The following is a 21,394-nucleotide window of genomic DNA, read 5'->3' on the forward strand; positions in this document are numbered from 1 at the left end:
TCACAAATAATAAAACTTGAATGAGAATTGTTATATTTATTAGTAATCATAAAAACCGTTATAGAGCACAAAAAAAAACGCCAATGGCGCTTTTTCTAAATATTACTTTGTTGCTTCCTTAACTAACTCAATCACTTCGTCATTCGTTTCAACGTCCAATGCTTTTTCAGCCAACACTTTCATGTCAGCTGTATTGAGCTTTTTCATCAAGGAACGAGTTTGCAAAACAGATGGTGCACTCATTGAAAACTCATCTAATCCCATACCCACTAATAGTGGTACTGCCACAGGATCACCAGCCATCTCACCACACATTGCGACAAACTTGCCTTCTTTGTGTGCAGCTGAAATCACAGTATTAATTAATCGTAAGATAGACGGATTATATGGTTGATACAAATACGCCACACGATCATTTCCACGATCCGCAGCCATTGTATAGGCAATCAAATCATTCGTACCAATGGAGAAGAAATCAACTTCTTTGGCAAATTTATCGGCTAAAATTGCTGCAGCTGGAATTTCTATCATAATGCCCAACTTAACTTCACCCGTAGCCACACCCGCTTTTTCAAGCTTTTCACGTTCTTCAAGGTAAATTTTTTTAGCAGCACGGAATTCGCTTAATGTTGCAATCATTGGGAACATAATCCATAAGTTGCCAAACGCAGATGCCCGTATCAATGCACGTAATTGCGTGCGAAAAATATCAGTCTGATCCAATGAAATACGAATGGCACGATAACCTAAGAACGGATTCTCTTCTTCAGGTAATTTCCAATAATCAAGATGCTTGTCGCCACCAATGTCCATCGTACGAACTGTAACGGGCTTGTCACCCATTTGTTCGACAACAGATTTGTAAGCCTCAAACTGTTCATCTTCGGTTGGTAAATGATCAGATTCCATATACAAGAATTCTGTTCGATACAAACCAACGCCTTCAGAACCATTGTCTAAAACAGCTTGCATATCTTTTGGTGCGCCAATGTTAGCACCAACGATAAATTCTTTACCATCAGCAGACACTGATTTCTCATCTTTTAACTTAGCCCATTCCGCACGTTGTGCGAAATAATCGGCTGCCTTTTTTTGATAAGTAGCAAGTGTATCGGCATCAGGATTAACAATTACATCACCTGTCAAGCCATCAACAATGACCAAATCACCACTAGAAACCTCAACTGTTGCTTTTTCAGAACCAACCACCGCTGGAATTTCCAACGTACGTGCCATAATTGATGCGTGAGCTGTTCGACCACCAAGGTCAGTTAGAATACCTTTTACGAACTGACGATCTAGTTGCGCTGTATCGGAAGGAGTTAAATCCTTTGATACAAGAACTACTTCTTCATCAATTAGTGCTGGATTAGGCAAAGAAATGTTCAATAAATGTGACAAAATGCGCTTCGTTACGTCGCGAATATCTGCTGCACGTTCTTGCATATATTCATTATCCGTCATCGCATCAAACATACTGATGTACATATCTGTGACTTCTTTGACAGCTTGTTCAGCGTTAACTTTGTCATCTTCTATTTTTTGTTTAATTGCACCAGACATTTCTGGATCAGCCAAAACCATTAGGTGTGCTTCGAATACTTCAGCCTCTGCAGCACCTAAACTTTCGGTTGCCTTTGCCTTTATCAATTTAACATCATCACTAGAAGCCTTCAAAGCATCGTCGACACGTGCTTGTTCAGCCGCCACATTTGTTACTGTTGTCTTCTCAAAAGACAAATCTGGATCAACTAACAAGTAGGCTTTAGCAATTGCTACGCCGTTACTTGCCGCGATTCCTTTGAAGTTTTTCGTCATTTTATTCTGCTAGTCCTTCTGTAGCCATTGCTTCAGCAATTGTTGTCATTGCTGCTTCTTCATCAGCACCCTCAGTCTTAATAGTAACATCGGCTCCTTGACCAACACCCAATGACATTACACCCATGATTGACTTCAAGTTAACATCCTTACCTTGATATGACAAAGTAACATCTGAAGCAAACTTTGAAGCTGCTTGTACTAACAAAGTTGCTGGACGTGCGTGAATACCTGTTTCTGCGATGATATGAAAGTCTTTTGATTGTGCCATGTTTAAAATTCTCCTTTGTGCTGTTAATCAGCTTCTGAATATAGTTTATCAAAGCGCTTACAAAATATCAAGTAGAATATTGCACAAATCATTGTTATATCAAGCACTAAAGCTAGAAATGCCTATTTACCGGCTTTTTCAATGAAAACGTTTACATTGATTTTGCGTCCTCTTTTCTGAAAAATAGATTGTTCATACTTGAAACAACTTATATCCACAATAAAAAAGCGTTAAACATCATCAGTTCAACGCTTTTTTCTCACTTAAAATTTTCATACAGGCCATTAACAAAGTCTAGCCAGTACTGTGGATTTAGAGGTTCTCCCGTAGCATCTTCCAATACTTTATTAGGGTCTACAGCTCCACCATATTGCCAAACATGCTCCTTACGCCATTCAAAAATTGGTGAATAATCTCCCGATTCAAAGATAGCTTTAAAATCTAACGTCTTTGTCATGGTTGCTCTAAATTGAGCTGCATATAAATGACCGAGTGCATAACTTGGAAAGTACCCAAATGATCCGCCCGCCCAGTGAATGTCCTGTAAAATACCAGTCAAATCATCTGGCACTTCTAAACCAAGATATTCTTTATATTTCTTATTCCAGAGTGCTGGCAAATCACTTATATCAACGTTATCGTTAAAAATTGCTTTTTCAATTTCATAACGAATAATGATGTGCAGTGGATAGGTTAGCGGGTCCGCTTCAGTACGAATCAGTGTGGCTTCAGTTTTTAACCACGCTTGATAAAATTGATCAAAATTAATATCATCAAATGTTGGTGCCACAATTGCTTGTAACTTTGGATATTCAACTGCCCAAAATTCTTTTGATCTTCCAACCATAACTTCATTAAACAACGATTGTGATTCATGAATACTCATGCTGATTGGCAAAACTGAACGTACATCGTCATACTTAGAATCAACATTTTGTTCAAAGAGTCCATGGCCTGCCTCGTGGAGAATGCCTAGAACTGCCATTTGAAAATTATTTTCGTCCCAGCGTGTGGTGATACGAGCATCATCACGATTCAGAGCTTCCATAAATGGATGGATAGTATCGTCCAGCCGGCCCTTATTTAGGTTGTAACCCAATCTTTGTGCAGCCGCCATAGCATACTTACTTTGTTGTACCTTAGTGACCTTACGACTTAAAAATTCATCGTTAGGTATCGAATCATTGGCTGACAATTTGTGACGCAATGTTGTGATACCATTCTTAACTTGGTCGAATACTGCATCCAATTTTTCGACAGTTAATCCTGGTTCATATTGATTTAATAAAACATCGTATGGTGTTTTTTCATTTTTTTGCCATAGCGGAATGAATTGCTTCAAATAGCTAATAATTCGTTCCAAATATGGCTGATAAACTTTATAATCATTAGCCTCACGCGCTCTTGCCCAAAAATCTTGTGCTTCCGAAAGTGTTTTCTGAAAAGCAATAAAATCTTGTTCAGGAATATTCCCTGTCATATCAAAATCTTTACGTGCCTTTTGAAGCACAAGATGACCTAGACTATCTAATGATGAATCGTCAGCTTCCAAATCTTCTAATATCTTTTTTCGAGCACTTCCAGTTGAAACTTGAAATAACTTTTCAGCTAAATATGCGTCCATCTCTGCACGAAAATGTCCCGCATCCTTTGGCATCCCCGTCAAAGCATCCCAACCTGAAAGTGCAGCTATTTGTGTCAAAATAGTCTGCTCTTTAACTGAATCAAATAAATCATGTTGTGTCGTCATACATAGCTCCTATTAGAATATTTTTAGTTAATAATCATTTTATCATTTCATTTGAAGAAATGTGTCATCATTGATCATTATTTAGAAAACTGTCTTAATTAAAAATAAAAAGAAACTAGACCTATTAGCAGATTTAGTTCCTTTTATTTTTAGTTTTGAAATTCCTGATTTCCCGCTGCTTTACCTAAACGATTATTAAAGGCTTTACCAATACCAATCGGTGGCATCTTTTGAACGTAAATCGTGGTTATCTGACTATCATCATCGTAAAAACGTAACCCAGCAAATAACTGTTCAGTAGCCGTTTCTAAGGTATTTCCTAATGACCACGCCTGATGATTCGTTAATGCCATTTTTTCAATCATATCATCTTTGGCCATTACAACATCATTTGGTGCAAGTACTTGCTTTAATTCTAAGGCATCTAATCCGTCAAACATTACGACATTTTTGTCTGGGGCATAGTGGCGATATTTCATGCCCGGTGCCTTAGGTGTTACATTACTCGCAACAGATTCTGTACTAGTTGCATCAATGACCTTCATTTGTAAGACTTCTTCAAGTTGTGGTTGGGTCACTGCGCCTGGTCGTAAAATAATCGGTGTCGATATTGACATATCGACAACCGTTGACTCAACACCTACTTGTGTTGGTCCATCATCAACAATTCCGGCAATTTTATTTTGCATATCATGCCACACATGCTGTGCTGTTGTTGGGGATGGCTTTCCTGATGTATTTGCACTCGGTCCCACAATTGGTACACCAGCAGCACGAATTAACGTACGTGCCGCGTCGTTAGCAGGTAAGCGAAAAGCAACCGTCTGTAATCCACCGGTCACCAACATGGACACCTTTCCTGGTTTGATAGGTAGGATAATAGTTAACGAACCCGGCCAAAAATGGTCCATCAATCCCCTAGCTTGGTCAGAAATAGTTACAAATTCATCCAATTGTGCAGCGTCTGCTACGGTCATAATCAAAGGATTATCAGCAGGTCGTCCCTTAGCGACAAATACCTTTTTAATTGCTGATTCATTCGTTGCATCGGCTCCCAGTCCGTAAACTGTTTCTGTTGGAAAAGCAACTACTTCGCCGTTTTGGATAAGTCGGCTAGCTTCTTCAATATCATTTTTTGTGGTTTCAAAAATTTTTGTTTTCATTTTTCTACTCGAATCATGCGATCAAGACCTGAAAAATCTTGTCGCAAAGTTATCTTAGCTTTAGGCAATGCCGCTTGTAATAATTGCTGTACTGCCTTTCCTTGCTTATAACCAATTTCAAAATACGCACGGCCATGTTCAGTTAAATGTGCATCTAATCCACGCGCAATTTTTTTGTAAATTGCTAACCCATCGTTTTCAGCAAATAAGGCTGTATGCGGTTCGAATGTTAACACACTGCCATCCATCTCATTCTCATCACTATTAGAAATATATGGTGGATTACTAACAATAAGATCAAATTTCAATCCGCTTAATGCGCTAAAAACATCGCTTTCAACGAAATGTAGATGTGATAAATTAAAACGTTGCGCATTCATCTCAGCTACCGTCAAAGCATCTTGAGAAATATCTGCCGCAAACCCTTTTACTCGGTCGTTCTCAAGCATTAATGTTTCGATAATAGCCCCACTACCAGTACCAATATCTAACACAGAAACCGGATGTTTAGTATTACCAGCATCTTTCAAAATCCATTCAACCAGTTGCTCGGTTTCTGGCCGTGGAATCAACACACGTTCATCTACCATAAATTCACGTCCATAAAATGGTGCATGACCTAAAATATATTGTGGCGGCTTATTTTTAACTAATTCTGATACCCAACTAGGCCAAAGTGCGGCTAAAGCTGCCGGCATTTGTCGTGACATATTTGCTCGCAGCATACCATAATTAACATTCAGTGCCCCACTGAGAAGAAAATCAATATTATCCTTAGCATCGTCTGCTGGCATACCAACACTGGTTAGCTCTGAGATGGCCCATTTTTTAGCCTCAAGCAATGAAATTTTCACTGTGGCTGGATTAACTGGCTTTTTGATGTCGTCCCATTCAAACCATTTTGGTGTATTTAATTTGCTCGAAAGTACTTTTGGATCTGATTTGGATTTTTTAAACTGATCTGGCGTTTCAAAATGTTTCCCAGTCATTTGTTTAGTTCCGCCAACTTTGCTGTTTGATCAGCAATAACCAATGCATCAATAACTTCGCCAAGTTCACCGTTCATAATACGATCCAACTTATTAAGTGTTAGACCAATACGGTGATCTGTTACACGATTTTGCGGATAGTTGTAGGTTCTGATTCGTTCCGAACGATCACCAGTTCCAACCGCTGATTTCCGCTGTGCTGCATATTCAGATTCATTTTGTTGTGCATAAAAATCATAAACACGACTGGCTAACAGCTTACGTGCTTTATCACGGTTTTTAATTTGCGTTCGCTCTTCTTGCATCTTAACCATAATACCAGTTGGCTTGTGAATTAAACGAACCGCTGTTGACACCTTATTGACGTTTTGTCCGCCAGCACCACCTGAACGGAAAAATTCCTCTTCCAAATCTGATTCATTTAGTTCAAAATCAATTTCTTCAAACTCTGGCATGACACCCACTGTAGCTGTTGATGTATGGACACGCCCTTGCGTTTCGGTAGCCGGAACGCGTTGCACACGATGGGCACCAGACTCGAATTTGAGTTTAGAATAAACATTGCCCCCAGTAATCATGACAGCTACTTCTTTGTAGCCCCCCACCTCGGTAGTGCTTTCATCAATAATGCTCATTGACCAATTTTGACGTTCAGCATAACGTCGATACATATCCAACAAGTCCGCAGCAAACAGTGATGACTCATCTCCACCAGCTGCCCCACGTATTTCCATAATAATGTTTTTATCATCATTTGGATCCTTAGGTAGCATCAATATTTTTAACTGTTCTTCCAGTTGTTCTTTTTCAGGTTTTAAGGCACTAAGGTCTTCCTTAGCCAAAGGCGCCATTTCAGCATCGCCCAGCAGTTCCTCTGCATCCTGAATATCTTGAATAACTTGTTTATAGCGTGTGTAAACTTCAACAGTTTGACGTATTTCGCCCGCTTCCTTTGAAAGCTTCATGTAATGTTGACCATTATTCATGACTTCCGGATCAGCCAGTTGTTCATTGAGCTCATCATAGTGATCTATAACGGTTTGTAGTGATTGAAATATAGGATCCATTTTACTCTCCAATAATTGTTTTTAGTGGTATTCAGCCCAAAACATCTTGTTTCTTATGTACAAGACCAAAGGTCTTTTGATGAATTGAATTATTTAACCGGAAACATCTCAGTTATTTTATCTAAATCAGGCTTAAACCAATGATGACGACATGTAGGAATATAGGCTTCATCCCCGCCAATAAAAACTTGCGCACCTTCCCGTTGTGGCTTCCCATCAACAATACGCAATTGCGTTGTCGCTTTTTTACCGCAAAATGAGCAAATGGTTTTCATTTCCTCTAACTTGTCAGCCAGCTCTATTAAACGTTTTGATCCTTCGAATAAATGATTGAAGGCATCTTGCTTCAACCCGAAAGTCATTACCGGAATGTTCAAGTGGTCAACCACATAAGCTAGCTGATCAACTTGTTTAGCAGCGAGAAACTGTGCTTCATCAATCAAAACTACTGCTAAATGATCATCTTTCATGCCCTTGATCAAATGGTATAGATCATCTTCTGGTTGGACTGCCACAGCCTCTCTAGAAAGACCGATGCGACTAGCAACGACGCCGACACCAGCTCTTGTATCCATAATTGGTGTCATCAGCAACACCTTGCGCCCTTGTGATTCATAATTATGCGCAACCTTAAGAATTTCAATAGACTTTCCGGAACTCATTGCGCCATATTCAAAGAATAATTGTGCCATATTTTTACTGTGCTTACGAGCAATCGAAAACACGATTCTCCTTTTGATTAACTTAAAAAAGTCCGTGTATATCATAAAAATGATAATATTTATAATCAACATTATTTGTCTAAATTTGTCTAAACGAAAATGTAGACAATACTAATAATATTATAGCAATATTTACGACAACAAAAAAGCCACGATTATGTGACTTGAGCAGACAAATCTACTATTGATAAAAATCATTCGCTTGTTTCACGACGAACCGTCCCTGGCTTCAACAAATCGGCCCATGTCAGTGTTTTAGACGTTTTATAATTGACCAACTCATTTAAACGGCTAATGGCTACACCATTAGTGGGCGATGAATCATGCAGAATAAAACCATTACCAAGGTAAATTGCAGCATGGAGACGGTCTTCAGTATAGGTATTTGGCGTCACCAGCACATCACCACGCTGCATATTAGACCATTCAACTTCTGTACCAGTTTGTGCTAATAAAGTTGTTGACGCTGCTGATTGCACAACTAACGGCAAACCAGCCTTTCGATAAAACCAAGCAATGAAGGAAGAACAATCAAATTCGTTTTTAGCTACAGAACTATCAGTACGACCGCCACCATAAGAATAGGGGCTTTTGCCAACTAAAGTCATACCACCTGAAATAACTTTTTCAATGGTTTCATTGTCACTTTTAACAGACGCGGCAATTTTTTGTATGCTGTGACAGAATTATTCACGCCATTTTTATCAAAATAATAATAATAGCCATCAATTTTTTTCAAACCATACACCATTTCACCAGTTTGAGGTGAAAAGTGGTATTCTTTTTTACCGATGGTTTGTAGTCCAGTCAACTTCTTTTTAGTTGTATCTGAAATCAAAAATGTTTTCCCTAAGGTAGTCGTCTTTAAAGTAACTTTTTCACCACTAATTGTTGTGAATTTTTGTGATGTGCTCTTCAATGGCGTTGCTTTCAACACTTTTTGTGGTAATGCTTTTATATTATCCGGTAGGTTGATAACGTTTGTTCTGATCGCATACGTTCCGGCTAAACTAATAATGACAATAGGTACTGCAACAGTCCACCAATGCTTACGCCGTGCATGCTTTTTTGATTTTGATCTTGATACTTTCTTTCTTGATTTCATTTATCTTAGTTTCCTTCATAAATAAGCAGCTTAAACTTCGCCTTCAGTTTAACAAACGGATCTTATAATAAGATTAAATAATTTTTGAATCCTAGAAAGTTACTGATTACTTATGAACCAAACTTGACAATTCACTAGGTTTTAATTGTGCCAATAACTTTTTTGCAGCACGCCCACGATGTGAATAAGATACGCGAACGTCGATTGGCATTTCCGCAAAAGTCTGACCATTTTCAGCTTCAAACAAGGTATCAAATCCTACCGAAAACTGACCTCGTTCTGCCAAAGCTAACTTAGTTCCGCCTCGTCCGATTGCGCGCTTCACTTGATCATCCGGTGTTAATAAGACAAATAAAGCCTCTAAATAAGCACTTCGATCCATCTCTGATGCATACAACCCTAATAAATATTCATCTTCTTCCTGGATAGATTTAAGTCCCAAACTTTTAAATTCGCGAGCAATAGTTAATCCAAATCTGGCTGGGTAAGCAGCAAAATACGCACCTGTATCATCAGCTAAAATCCATTCTTTTGGCAAAAATTGCTTAATAAAACGTGCCTTAGCTAAAGCATTTTCATATTGATCATCAGTAGTTTCTTCTGGAAAAGTTTTTTCACTCATTATCGAGCGATAATTGATCACTTGGACGCCAAACTCAGCAAATACTTGTTGAATCTCCCGTGTTTTAGCTGAATTGTTAGATGCGATTACTATTTTTTTCATTATGACACCTTTCCAAAATAAATCCACGCTACTATATTATTGTAGTCAGCAGATTATGGCTGATTTTCCGTCTGTTATCTCGTTTTCATTTTACCATGACTAGGGAAGAACGTTTTAGTTAGGCTGGTACCCTACTGTAAAACATCCTTCAAAATTAAACTTTACAAGTATCTATGCAAACATTGTATGAAATTCCCCACCGCGCACTTGTTCATGGTAAAATTAGAATCATGAAAGTGGGGATATTATGACAGTTAAAAGTTCAATTGCACGCGTCACAGCAAAAACTTCGTACTGGTTTTTACGAAATATTTTACATCGTGGTGGAACCAGTTTACCCGGTAAACTAGCTGTTTCGATTGATCCTGACATTTTAAAAACAATTCAACAAGATTTTGATTTGATCATTGTCACTGGAACCAACGGAAAAACACTCACGACCGCCTTGATTACTCGTGTCTTACAAGCTGGTGGCTATCAAGTCATCACCAACCCTTCTGGGTCAAACATGATTCAAGGTATTACCGGAACTTTAGTGACAACCAAAGTAAAAAAATCACCTAACGGTAAAAAGCCACTAGCCGTACTCGAAGTTGATGAAGCCAATGTTGAAAAAATCACGGCAGCAATCCAACCAAAAATGTTTGTACTAACCAATATTTTCCGTGATCAGATGGATCGCTATGGTGAAATTTACACAACTTACGAAAAAATTGTTACTGGAATTAAGAATGCACCTGAAGCGCTTGTCCTAGCCAATGGCGATTCACCTATATTTACTCGCGGTAATTTCACCAACACGCGTCGTTATTTTGGTTTTGATCACGTTGTGCCAGCAGATTATAATCCTGATGTTGCACCAATTAACACTGATGGTATTTTGTCACCAACCGATAATTCTGTACTCCACTATGATTTTATTACTTATGCTAATTTGGGAAAATATTTTAGTACAACAGACAAGTTTTCGCGCCCCAAGTTAAATTATCGCATCACTGGTGTGGATCATTTAACACCACGATACTCAACTTTTAGCATTGACAACACACCATTGCGCATTGAAATTGGTGGCTTATATAATATCTACAACGCCCTAGCAGCTTTCTCAGTCGGACGAGAATTTGGTGTGACTCCTGAACAAATCAAAAAGGCATTTGAATCAAATGCTCAAATTTTTGGGCGTCAAGAAGCCATTGATGTTGACGGTAAAGATGTGATCATCGTTTTGATTAAGAACCCCGTCGGTACTAATTCAGTAATCGACATGATGCTCACCGAAAAAGATGAATTCTCTCTTTTGGCGCTGTTAAATGCAAATTACGCAGATGGCATTGATACTAGTTGGATTTGGGATGCTGAATTTGAGAAATTACATGATACAAAAATACAAGCCGTAGCCACTGGTGGCGAACGTTATAAAGATTTACGCGTGCGTTTAAAGATGGCTGGTTTTACAGACCAAGCCGTTTATGAAGATCTCTCAGAAGTCGTGACGGCTATCAAGTCACTGCCAACTAAAAAAGTTTATATTGCTGCTACTTATACGGCAATGCTGCAATTGCGCGAACAATTAAGCGCTAAGGGCTACATCAAAGGAGGTTTCTAGTGGCTGATTATGATATTTCTGTGGCTCATTTATATGGCAACCTAATGAACACCTATGGTGATTATGGCAACATAATCGCCTTAACCTATTATGCTAAGCAAATTGGTGTTGCCGTTGATTACCATTTGGTATCTCTTGGGGATGAATTTAATGCTACCGCATATGATTTTGTCTTATTTGGTGGAGGACAAGATTATGAAGAGACTATTGTCGCCCATGATCTGAAATCTAAAGCGCAACCAATCCAAGATTATATTGAAAATGATGGTGCATTGTTAGCCGTCTGTGGTGGTTTTCAATTGTTAGGTAAATATATGCTCATGGCTGATGGAACAAAAGTCGATGGTATCGGTGTAATGGATCACTACACCACCAATATGCATGATGAAAAATTGACAACGCTAAAAGACGAGCGATTAACCGGTAATATTGTGATCAAAAACAACGAAACTGGTGAAACCTACCATGGATTTGAGAATCACCAAGGACGTACTTTCCTAGGTGAAAGCGAACGTTCATTAGGTACTGTTGTTTCCGGTAATGGTAATAATGGTATGGATAACACCGAAGGTGTTATTTACCGCAACGTCTACGGCTCATATTTCCATGGACCGATTTTCACACGCAACGGTAATTTAGCTAAGCGTGTCTTAACAACAGTCTTAAATAAAAAGTATCCGACTATTGATTGGCAAGCAAAGTTAAATGTGATTGAAACAGAGACATTTTAATAACCATAAAAAAGCAACAGCTGTCCGAACAGTTGTTGCTTTTTAAATATTTTTGTCCTGATTATTTAGTTTCTGATGTTCTTCGGCTTGTTGCTTCTTAACCTTAGTAACTTCTCTATGGTACCAACGCATAATCATGACCAGACCTACTGTTGAAATCAACATGGCAATGACTACCCAAATAAAAAATAGAATTAATTTTGTGTCTTGTGACATTATTATAACTAACACAGATTACCATACAACCTGCATTTTTCCTTTCAAATTGCTATATGTACACAGCCACTAGGCTGCATTAGTTTATTCTGATAAATGGTAATAATACGTTGATACCGAAATATCCTCACGAGCAGCGAAAGCAGCGCGTAAACGAAGTGAATTTTGGTTATGCAAAATATTTTGCCATGGTTGTTTTGGTACAAATTGTGGAATTAATACTGTTACTGAATGATTGCGCTTTTTTGCTTGTTTAACTACAGCATCCACAAAGCTCAAAGAGGGCTTAACAATCGAGCGATAAGAAGAATGGATATCAACATAACGCACATCAGGAAAATCTAATTTAAATTGGGTTGATGTTTTCAACTCTTTTTTGGGGTTAACATCAAAACTAACATGCATAGCCACTACGTAATCACCAATAGATTGCGCGTAATCAACGGCCTCCATAGTTACCTTCGTAATATTTGAAACTAAAACAATAACTGTTGCGCCGTCGTAATGGTGACGCTCAGCATTATCATTTTTAAGATATTGTAAACGTAATTGTTTACCAATACTCATATAATGATGTTTAATTTTCAAGAACATAAACAAAATCATTGGCATAATGAAAAGGTATGGCCAAACATGTTCAATTCTCGTTGCAAAAAGGGTGATAACTAAAACGGCAGAAATAAAGGCACCAATAAAATTGATAATCGCCTTAACCACCCAATTTTGTGGTTTACTACGCCACCAGTGAATAATCATACCAGATTGCGATAATGTAAACGGTACGAAGACACCAACAGCATATAGTGGAATCAAAGCATCTGTTGACCCATGAAAAATCATGATAAGCACAATTGCACCAAAGGCCAACGATAGAATACCATTAGAATATCCCAATCGATCACCCCTATCCATATAAAGATGTGGGAGATATTTATCACGAGCTAAATTTAATGCAAGCATTGGAAAGGCAGAAAAGCCGGTGTTGGCAGCAACAGCTAAAATCATTGCTGTTGCAAATTGTACAATATAAAAACCAACGTGATAACCACCAAATGTTATCGCAGCAATCTGTGATAATACGGTCGACTTACTATTTGGCGTAATACCTAACCAGTAACTCAAAAATGTGATACCACCAAAGAAAGTCGCCAAAATAACAGCCATTGTTGCTAATGTTGCGGCCGCATGCTTTTCTTTTGGTTTCTTAAAATTAGGTACAGCGTTAGAAATTGCCTCAACACCTGTCAAAGATGATGATCCGCTTGAAAATGCACGCATGAACAAAACCAACGATAAACCACTAAAACTTGTGCCAATTTTTGCGGCTGCATGATATGGCAATTGCCCAGTCAACGCCTGGAACACACCCCAAGCAATCATACTTACCATCACTACAATGAAGAAATAAACCGGTACCATCAAAAAATTAGCGCTTTCACGTAACCCACGTAAATTCATACCAGTTAGCAATAAAACAATAATAATTGACAATGGCACCGTAAAAGGTAGCGTAGCCGGAAAAGCGGCTGTGATCGCATCGGCAGCAGCTGAGGCGGAAACAGCAACAGTCAACATATAATCAACAAGCAATGAGCCACCAGCAATTAACCCCGCTTTTGCGCCCCAATTCTCACTGGCTACTGCATAAGCGCCACCACCTGACGGATAAGCATGGATAATCTGCCGATAACTCATGACAATAGCAGCTAATAATACTAAAACAAGCAATGCAATTGGAATTTGTAACCATAATGCCACTGCACCGGCAGCCAATAAAGCAGTTGTAATTGACTCAGTACCATAGGCTACTGATGACAAAGCGTCAGATGATAAAAGTGCCAGTGCTTTGGTTTTAGATAATGATTGACCACCCTCATCAAGTGTCTTCAACGGTTTCCCAATCAATGTTCGCTTAATATTTTCAAACATATCATTTCTCTCAATACAATTATTTATTACTCAACATATTCTACGCTATTTTGTGTAGTAAAAAAAGCCGTCTATGTGACGACTCGATGACATTTGCATTGATTGTCTGTTTCTAAACTTTAGTTATATTTATACCACATCAAGATGCAAATCGTTCTTCTTGGTTTTACCAAGCTTTTTCAAGACATAGTAGAATACTAGTCCTGCAACAGTTGGTACAACAGCTCCGAAGACGATCATTAGGACAAAACCACGTGGATCTGATGTTGCCAAAGCAATTGGGGCGATGAAACCATTCAAGCCCAACCCAGCGATTGCATAAGGGACCTTGAAGTTGAAGATTCCAACGGCAAATATGGCTGAGACACCTGCAATTAATGCTGGTCCAAATAACAATAAGGGACTTTTTAATAGATTAGGGAATTGCACTTTGGGCGTAACGATGATTTGCGCCAGGTTAGCACCCAAATCGTTTTGCTTCCAACCCATTGCTGTGTACATTACAAATCCTGCCGTTGTACCAACTAATGCGGCACCACCTGATAAGGGATCTAACATAACCGCAATGGCCAAGGCGGCTGATGAAGCCGGTGTCATCAAGAATAGGAACCACACAACAGCAACCACGAATGCCCCTAAGAATGGATTAATCTTCATCGTCGAAGCTAATTCTTCAGATACCCAGTTTAAGAATGGTGTCGTGACAGACGCTGTTGCTAAGCCAAAGAAAGTTCCCGCTAATACGGCACCCAATGGTACTAACATCATATCTAATGGTGTTTTACCTGTTAACCAGTTACCAACAAGTACGGCCAATAGCGCTGCAAGAACAGCGGAAACTGGTTGACCAGATGTCATCACTAGGGAACCTGCAGCTTGATCAGCAACCCAGCCAGTAGCAGTATGTGTTGCTGGTGAAACAGCTGATGTAAAGTAAACAGCGTTTGATCCAACTGTTGCAGCGATTAATGCAGCACCTGTTGTCAGGATATTTGCACGCATCATCATAGCAATACCGACGCCTAGAGCTGGTGCCAACATTTTTTGGCCCATCAACCCAGCCTGGATTAGCGGTGTGTAATGAAAGATATTTCCTATTGATGCCATTAAGAGTCCCATACCAAGGACAGCTAAAATAGCGTTTGAAATTCCTTGTGAAACATCAAAGACAACTTCACTTACTTTACGTGGTTGTTCTTTCATATCACTTACTGTTTTGGCCTCTTCTTTGGCCGGTGTTGTAGACAATGGTGCATCCATGGTCTTATCCTCCTGTATTATCAACAATAATTGCTCTCCCCATAATTATTTGTACAATTATGGTAAAACTATAAGAAAAAAGGAAGCGCTAGATAAACTAGCGCTTCCTAAAGTATGTCGAAAAAATTCAACAACTCCACGCCAGCCTTTCTTCAAGGCTGGCATCAAAAAGTAGACCAACCTCGAAGTCAAATAATAATGACGACGTTGATCTTAATGACTTGTGTGAAGTTAGTTGAACTTAAATTTTTCATAAGAGTTTTTTCCTTTTAGTTAATAAAATTATTATGACATGACAAATGTAAAATGTCAATAGTCTAATTAAATTAATTTAAAACACATTTATAGAAAATGTTTTATTTTTATAAACGTAAACCATTTCCTCTAATTTTAGATATAATAGGTAATACAATTACTTAGGGGGAAGTTACATGAATCTACTAGAAACTATTCAGAAAAGAATACCTTATCGTTATGGTGTTTTGTTAGCGATCATTCTTCTGATTTTTGCTTTAAAACAGTTTATGTCTTTACTGTTATTAACAATTATATTTTCTTACCTAGCTATGAGTGTTGCTAAGCCATTAGCTCATTTTTTGAAAATATCTCGGGCTGTATCAATTGCGTTAGTTTACATTATTTTTATCAGTGTCGTGTCATTAGCCATCCAACACGGTGCTGCTACGCTAATTGAGCAAATCAAGAGTATGATTACTTTGGCCATGAATTGGAATTGGCAAGACAATGCACTGTTGCAAGATGTATACAAAAACGTTAATCAATATACTTCTATGTTTAATAGTAAAGATTTAATTTCTGAGAGTTTATCACAATTAAATCATATTGGACACGTGATTTATCAATTAGTGTTAGCTTTACTATTTAGTTTTATATTTAGTATGACTTATCCAAAATTACGTTTATGGAGCATGAATTTTTTACATAGTCCATTCAAAAAATTTTTTGGTGAGTTTTATATTATCGTCCACCGTTTTATTATTATTTTAGGTAAATTGTTTGAGATCCAACTCATCATTTGTACCATCAATACAGCACTGATGTTCTTAGTGCTATTGTCATTGCATTTCCCCTATTTATTAGGATTTACTATTTTAATTTTCGTGTTGGGATTGATTCCTGTATTTGGGGTCGTTATTTCATTGGTACCTTTGACTATCACTGCTTTTATTATTGGTGATTGGGATACCGTGATCATCATTGTAGTTGCTGTTGCTTTAATACATCTGTTCGAGTCTTACTTCCTACATCCTCACCTAATGTCTCAGAAAACACACATGCCAATTTTAATTATCTTATTAAACTTAATTATCATGGAACATTTTTTTGGTGTCTGGGGGCTAATTATTGGATTGCCCATTTTGACTTTCTTACTTGATTTTTTCCAAATACAAAAATTCAATCATTAAAAAAAGATGAACCTTGCGGTTCATCTTTTTTATTCTACTCATTACTAGATATCTCAGAAAAGACTAGGTTACGCGCATCTTCCAGATTTTGCAATGCTTCAAGGGTTTGCTTTTCATTACGTGTTTTCAAACCGCAATCTGGATTGACCCAGAACTGATTATGATCAATAACTTTCAAGCCACGGCGGATATTGTCCGCAATTTCTGCAACTGAAGGAATACGAGGTGAATGAATGTCATAAACACCTAACCCAATTTGCTTATCATAATGTGCATCTTCAAAAGCTGAAATAATTTCACCATGTGAACGCGAAGTTTCAATGGAAATCACATCAGCGTCTAATCCAGAAATAGTGCTGATAATATCCTCAAAATCTGAATAGCACATGTGTGTGTGAATCTGCGTCTCATCACGCACACCGGTTGTGGTGATTTTAAATGAATAAATTGCTTCGTCCAAATAATCTTGCCAATTACGTTGTTTCAATGGTAGCCCTTCACGCAAAGCTGGTTCATCTACTTGAATAATCTTAATACCAGCCTTTTCCAAATTAATAACTTCTTGACGCAAAGATAAGGCAATCTGATTCTGAACTGTAGCCCGTGGGATATCATCACGCACAAATGACCAATTAATGATTGTTAATGGCGCAGTTAACATACCCTTCACGGGTTTATTAGTTTGTGCTTGTGCAAAAGCTGACTCCTTCACAGTAATGGGCTCAACATAATCAACATCTCCAAAAATAACTGGTGGGCGAACACCACGTGAGCCATAAGATTGAACCCAACCATTTTGTGTGGCAAAGAAACCAGCTAATTTTTGTCCAAAGTATTCCACCATATCAGTACGCTCAAATTCGCCATGGACTAGAACATCTAGATCAATATCTTCTTGTAGCTGTATCCAACGCTTGGTTTCTGATTCAATGAAATCATTGTATTGTTCATCAGACAGTTCACCCTTACGCCAGGCTGCACGCTTAGCTCGTACATCGGCTGATTGCGGGAATGATCCAATTGTAGTTGTTGGCAACAATGGCAGGTGCAAACTAACTTGTTGCTTCTTAGAACGTTCTGCATACTTTGAATCGCGCTCGAACCGTTCTTGTGATAAATGTTGTATGGCTTCTTGCACTACTTTGTTATTCCGAGCTTGTGAACTATTCAATGCCTCCAGAGCAGCGGCATTCTGTTCAAATATTGCCGTCACGTCATCGCCATTCAACTTTTTAGTTAAAGCAACTAACTCTTGCACTTTCTCGTCAGCAAATGCTAACCCACCAAACAGTTCAGGACTTGCCTTAGTTTCATACTTTTTAGTAATGGGTACATGAAGCAACGTATTGGAAGGCTGTAACCATAGTTTTGGTGCTAGCGTACGTAGTTCTTCAGCAAAATTAGCTTTTTCTTGCAGATTAGCCGTCCAAACGTTGTGCCCATCAATTATTCCTGCTGCCAATATTTTGTCTTCTGGAAATCCAAACTTGCGAATATTATCGAAATTTTCACCGTGACCATGAACGAAATCTAATCCGATTGCTTGTACGGGTAATTTAGTGACTGCCTGATAAGGATCAATTGAATCAAAATACGTTTGCAATTCAATGTTTAATTGCGGTGCCACCTCATTCAAATACTCAGTAGCACGGCGATATGGCTCCACGTCAGCTTCATCCGCTACTTTGACTAGCGTGGGTTCGTCTAGTTGGACCCATGTCACACCAGCTGCTTGTAGTTCCTTAAATACTTGTCCATAGAGTGGTAAAATTTGTTCTAATAATTGATTAATATCAGATGAAGCAGATACATATTCGCCTCTCAACTTACCAAGCTTAATCAATGTCACAGGACCAACAATGACAGGCTTACCATTGATATCTAATTCATCTTTAGCTTCCTGCCAATACTTTAGCCAGCGATTTTCTAACAAACGTGGGGTTGTATTATCAAATTCAGGAACCGTGTAGTGATAATTGATATTAAACCACTTTGTCATATCTGCAGCCACGTTGTCTTTGTTCCCACGAGCCACTGCAAAATATTCATCTAACGTTAAGGGACGATCATAACTACCAAACCGAGTGGGAATTAAGTTAAAAGCAGCTATCGTATCTAATACATGGTCGTAGTTTGAATTGTCCGCGACAGGAACAATATCCAAACCAAATTCAATTTGTTTTTTTAAATTAATTAAACGTAGTTTCTTAGCAGTTTCATTAAACTGCGCTTCATCTATTTTACCTTGCCAATAAGATTCAAGTAGTTTTTTCCACTCACGGTGTTCGCCTAGTCGTGGATAACCTAAGTTTGATGATTTTACTGTATTTGTCATGTTTTTCTCCTCGTTTTAAATAAGCTGGTAATTGACAAATAACTTCATTTAAACCGATCAACAGAACCACTACCGGTAAGAAAAACAGCCGTTAGAATTTTATTAGCATGCAAGTAATAGACTTTTCGACATGTTACTTTCATGAGCTTCTTCTTTCGTTTATTGCATCAAAGCGTTAATATTTTTGATTGAATGTGCCTATTAATTTCTGGCAACATTATCTTCAAAACATTTGGTTGATTCATCGCATACAAATGAATACCGTCAACCCCATGATCTAACAAATCATGGATTTGCTCCAATGCATATTCAATTCCAGCCTGTTGCAAGGCTTCTGGTTGATCTTCATATTTATGAACAATCTTTGCCAAGCGTGCCGGTAAAGATGAACCAATCATATAAGTGATACGTTCGACTTGCGCACGACTAATGATAGGTAAAATACCAGCAGAAACTGGTACCTTAATATAATTTTCCTTCAGTGCCTCTTGCATGTTATAGAAAACGCCATTATCGAAAAATAGCTGAGAAATTAGAAATTCTGTACCACTAATTACTTTTTCTTTAACCCCAGTTACACTAATTCCTGTCGTTGGATTATCAACATGTCCTTCTGGATAAATTGCTGCACCAATATCAAACCGTCCGTCTTTTTTTATCTCTTTAATTAGATCTTTTGCAAACGGATAATATTCATTCACATAATCTTTTGTCGGTGTGTCACCGCGAAGTGCAAATATGTTTTCAACGCCCGCTACGCTTATCTTTTCAAGATTTCCCTTTAAACTACTCGGTGTTTGGTTAATACCAGTGAGGTTGTGTAAAGCTGTTATACCGCAATTCCTTTCGATATATTCCGCAATCTCTTTGGTCCTTTTATGATTACTACCGCCGCCTGCACCGTATGTCACACTAATATAATCAACGCCAGTTTCTTTTGGATTTACTTCTTGTAACGTTTTATACAAAGCGTGTAGTCCATCTTCTGTTTTTGGCGGAAATATTTCAAAAGACAGCACTGGAGCTGACTTCTTTTTATAAATGTCCGTAATTCTAGTCATAGATATCCTCTCAATTTTTACTACCAAATCAGTGAAAATTGAGTTAATATAACCGCATCAACGGCCCCACTGCCATTTAAATAAACTGCCGTCGTCATTTTATCAGTGTGTAAATAATAAATTGTTTGATTATTTACGCGCACAATCTTCTCTCCTTGCTAATTAAACTCACCTTAGCAAACTCTCTACTCTTAAAACATAAAAAATCCCGCAATCCGAAAAAATTCAGATTGCGGGACGATTCCTCGTGTTACCACCCGTTATTCGTATGCTTTGTTGCACACCTTAACTTCAGTCTTCCAATACAGGATTAGAAAATCAAAACAGCTATAACGGGCTTTCCCGGCCATAGTTTACGTCGCTTTGATTTCAAAAATCTTACCACGCTCACTAAAGCGAAACTCCAAGACCATCTTCATGATATGACATTACCTGTTTTCACCAAACACAGGCTCTCTATAAATGCATTAATCACTACTTATCTTTTCTTCGTATAAAACTATTCAATCTTTGCCACAAATGAATCAAACAATTCTTGAGCATCTGGATTGTCCATCAGTAACATTTCTGGATGCCACTGTACTGCATAAATACGTCGTGAGTCATCAGAAAATGCCTCTACAACGTTATCTGAACTCGTGGCGTCCAGCTTCAACCCATCTGCCAATCTTTTCACTGCTTGATGATGAAAAGAATTAACAAGTGATTTTTCATCAAAAATATCACTCAGCCAACTTTGACGTTGCAATACTATATGGTGTGTTGGTACATACCATTTTGTCGGATATTGATTATGCTTTACTGACAAGCCGTCATACTGACTACCTAAATCTTGGTACAAAGTGCCACCCAGTGCAACATTAATAATTTGCAATCCACGACAAATACCTAGAATTGGTTTTTCTTGTTTAAGCGCTTCGATTACCAGCGCCACTTCAAAAACATCACGTCGATCATCGGTTTCATGTAAATTAATATGTGGATCTTCACCAAAATACACTGGTGAAACATCTTGACCGCCTGCTAATAACAAAGCATCAACTGAATCGATGTATGCCTTAGCCAACTTTGTATCACCAATTGGAAACACGATAGGTAGCGCATTCGCACCGCTAATACCATCAATATAATTTTTTTGGATATAATCGACATAATTGGTGCCAAAATGAGCATTCGCATGAACAAGATTATTACTTGGTATACCTACTTTTTTCATCTTT

20 protein-coding genes and 1 other annotated feature are annotated in these 21,394 nt (G+C 38.2%); of the genes, 3 read left to right on the forward strand and 17 right to left on the reverse strand.

Annotated elements, in window-relative coordinates:
* Nucleotides 1–102: 102 nt before the first annotated feature.
* The 10 genes from ptsP to HFP47_RS07435 form a co-directional block, all read right to left on the reverse strand.
* A complete protein-coding gene (ptsP, locus tag HFP47_RS07395) occupies nucleotides 103–1,818 on the reverse strand; it encodes a phosphoenolpyruvate--protein phosphotransferase (protein ID WP_011680377.1) in 1,716 nt (571 codons plus the stop codon).
* A gap of 1 nt (nucleotide 1,819) precedes the next feature.
* The gene (locus HFP47_RS07400) at nucleotides 1,820–2,089 is read right to left on the reverse strand and encodes a phosphocarrier protein HPr (RefSeq protein ID WP_002815800.1); all 270 of its coding nucleotides are present in this window, start codon (nucleotides 2,087–2,089) and stop codon (nucleotides 1,820–1,822) included.
* Between the two features lie 259 nt (nucleotides 2,090–2,348).
* Nucleotides 2,349–3,839 carry a carboxypeptidase M32 gene (locus HFP47_RS07405; protein ID WP_060461512.1) on the reverse strand — a complete coding sequence of 497 codons (1,491 nt, stop codon included), beginning with the start codon at nucleotides 3,837–3,839 and terminating at the stop codon, nucleotides 2,349–2,351.
* A gap of 149 nt (nucleotides 3,840–3,988) precedes the next feature.
* Nucleotides 3,989–5,002, reverse strand: coding sequence for an L-threonylcarbamoyladenylate synthase (locus HFP47_RS07410; RefSeq protein WP_011680379.1), 1,014 nt, complete (start codon nucleotides 5,000–5,002; stop codon nucleotides 3,989–3,991).
* The gene (prmC, locus tag HFP47_RS07415) at nucleotides 4,999–5,991 is read right to left on the reverse strand and encodes a peptide chain release factor N(5)-glutamine methyltransferase (RefSeq protein ID WP_179876286.1); all 993 of its coding nucleotides are present in this window, start codon (nucleotides 5,989–5,991) and stop codon (nucleotides 4,999–5,001) included. Before prmC ends, HFP47_RS07410 begins: the two co-directional genes overlap by 4 nt.
* Nucleotides 5,988–7,058 carry a peptide chain release factor 1 gene (prfA, locus tag HFP47_RS07420; protein WP_042252304.1) on the reverse strand — a complete coding sequence of 357 codons (1,071 nt, stop codon included), beginning with the start codon at nucleotides 7,056–7,058 and terminating at the stop codon, nucleotides 5,988–5,990. The genes prmC and prfA overlap by 4 nt, the downstream gene beginning before the upstream one ends.
* Before the next feature lie 89 nt (nucleotides 7,059–7,147).
* Nucleotides 7,148–7,750 (reverse strand): thymidine kinase, encoded by a 603-nt coding sequence (locus HFP47_RS07425; protein WP_025268476.1) that lies wholly within the window; start codon nucleotides 7,748–7,750, stop codon nucleotides 7,148–7,150.
* A gap of 224 nt (nucleotides 7,751–7,974) precedes the next feature.
* The gene (locus HFP47_RS10960) at nucleotides 7,975–8,388 is read right to left on the reverse strand and encodes a C40 family peptidase (protein ID WP_373562328.1); all 414 of its coding nucleotides are present in this window, start codon (nucleotides 8,386–8,388) and stop codon (nucleotides 7,975–7,977) included.
* Nucleotides 8,385–8,885, reverse strand: a complete 501-nt coding sequence (locus tag HFP47_RS10965) for a hypothetical protein (protein ID WP_373562329.1) — start codon at nucleotides 8,883–8,885, stop codon at nucleotides 8,385–8,387. The genes HFP47_RS10960 and HFP47_RS10965 overlap by 4 nt, the downstream gene beginning before the upstream one ends.
* A 106-nt stretch (nucleotides 8,886–8,991) precedes the next feature.
* Nucleotides 8,992–9,609: a non-canonical purine NTP pyrophosphatase gene (locus tag HFP47_RS07435; RefSeq protein ID WP_042252310.1), complete on the reverse strand. Its 618-nt coding sequence runs from the start codon at nucleotides 9,607–9,609 to the stop codon at nucleotides 8,992–8,994.
* Between the two features lie 247 nt (nucleotides 9,610–9,856).
* Between HFP47_RS07435 and HFP47_RS07440 the strand changes: the two genes are divergently transcribed.
* Nucleotides 9,857–11,215: a Mur ligase family protein gene (locus tag HFP47_RS07440; RefSeq protein WP_002815811.1), complete on the forward strand. Its 1,359-nt coding sequence runs from the start codon at nucleotides 9,857–9,859 to the stop codon at nucleotides 11,213–11,215.
* The gene (locus HFP47_RS07445; RefSeq protein WP_050884427.1) at nucleotides 11,215–11,946 is read left to right on the forward strand and encodes a type 1 glutamine amidotransferase; all 732 of its coding nucleotides are present in this window, start codon (nucleotides 11,215–11,217) and stop codon (nucleotides 11,944–11,946) included. The genes HFP47_RS07440 and HFP47_RS07445 overlap by 1 nt, the downstream gene beginning before the upstream one ends.
* Nucleotides 11,947–11,988: 42 nt before the next feature.
* Here the strand turns inward: HFP47_RS07445 and HFP47_RS07450 are convergent, their stop codons facing one another.
* The 3 genes from HFP47_RS07450 to HFP47_RS07460 form a co-directional block, all read right to left on the reverse strand.
* The gene (locus tag HFP47_RS07450; protein ID WP_048592410.1) at nucleotides 11,989–12,177 is read right to left on the reverse strand and encodes a hypothetical protein; all 189 of its coding nucleotides are present in this window, start codon (nucleotides 12,175–12,177) and stop codon (nucleotides 11,989–11,991) included.
* Between the two features lie 69 nt (nucleotides 12,178–12,246).
* A complete protein-coding gene (locus tag HFP47_RS07455) occupies nucleotides 12,247–14,091 on the reverse strand; it encodes an APC family permease (protein ID WP_048592411.1) in 1,845 nt (614 codons plus the stop codon).
* A 129-nt stretch (nucleotides 14,092–14,220) separates the two neighbouring features.
* Entirely contained in the window at nucleotides 14,221–15,351 is a 1,131-nt protein-coding gene (locus HFP47_RS07460; RefSeq protein ID WP_011680387.1) for a PTS transporter subunit IIC, read from the reverse strand.
* A 431-nt stretch (nucleotides 15,352–15,782) separates the two neighbouring features.
* Between HFP47_RS07460 and HFP47_RS07465 the strand changes: the two genes are divergently transcribed.
* On the forward strand, nucleotides 15,783–16,778 hold the full coding sequence (locus tag HFP47_RS07465; RefSeq protein ID WP_061515081.1) for an AI-2E family transporter: 996 nt from the start codon (nucleotides 15,783–15,785) through the stop codon (nucleotides 16,776–16,778).
* Between the two features lie 34 nt (nucleotides 16,779–16,812).
* Here HFP47_RS07465 and metE read toward each other — a convergent pair whose 3' ends face one another.
* The 4 genes from metE to HFP47_RS07480 all read right to left on the reverse strand — a co-directional run bounded on the left by metE (nucleotide 16,813) and on the right by HFP47_RS07480 (nucleotide 21,390).
* Complete coding sequence (gene metE, locus HFP47_RS07470) at nucleotides 16,813–19,113, reverse strand: 5-methyltetrahydropteroyltriglutamate--homocysteine S-methyltransferase (RefSeq protein WP_105296244.1); 2,301 nt, start codon at nucleotides 19,111–19,113, stop codon at nucleotides 16,813–16,815.
* A 167-nt stretch (nucleotides 19,114–19,280) separates the two neighbouring features.
* Complete coding sequence (locus tag HFP47_RS07475; protein ID WP_002815819.1) at nucleotides 19,281–20,174, reverse strand: methylenetetrahydrofolate reductase; 894 nt, start codon at nucleotides 20,172–20,174, stop codon at nucleotides 19,281–19,283.
* Nucleotides 20,175–20,194: 20 nt separating this feature from the next.
* Nucleotides 20,195–20,317 carry a hypothetical protein gene (locus tag HFP47_RS10730; RefSeq protein WP_002815820.1) on the reverse strand — a complete coding sequence of 41 codons (123 nt, stop codon included), beginning with the start codon at nucleotides 20,315–20,317 and terminating at the stop codon, nucleotides 20,195–20,197.
* 87 nt (nucleotides 20,318–20,404) lie between these two features.
* Nucleotides 20,405–20,673, reverse strand: a binding site (T-box leader).
* Complete coding sequence (locus HFP47_RS07480; protein WP_179876287.1) at nucleotides 20,674–21,390, reverse strand: gamma-glutamyl-gamma-aminobutyrate hydrolase family protein; 717 nt, start codon at nucleotides 21,388–21,390, stop codon at nucleotides 20,674–20,676. It abuts the feature before it with no gap.
* Nucleotides 21,391–21,394 lie beyond the last annotated feature (4 nt).

The organism is Leuconostoc sp. DB-1 (genome assembly GCF_013414845.1).
Taxonomy (GTDB): domain Bacteria; phylum Bacillota; class Bacilli; order Lactobacillales; family Lactobacillaceae; genus Leuconostoc; species Leuconostoc mesenteroides.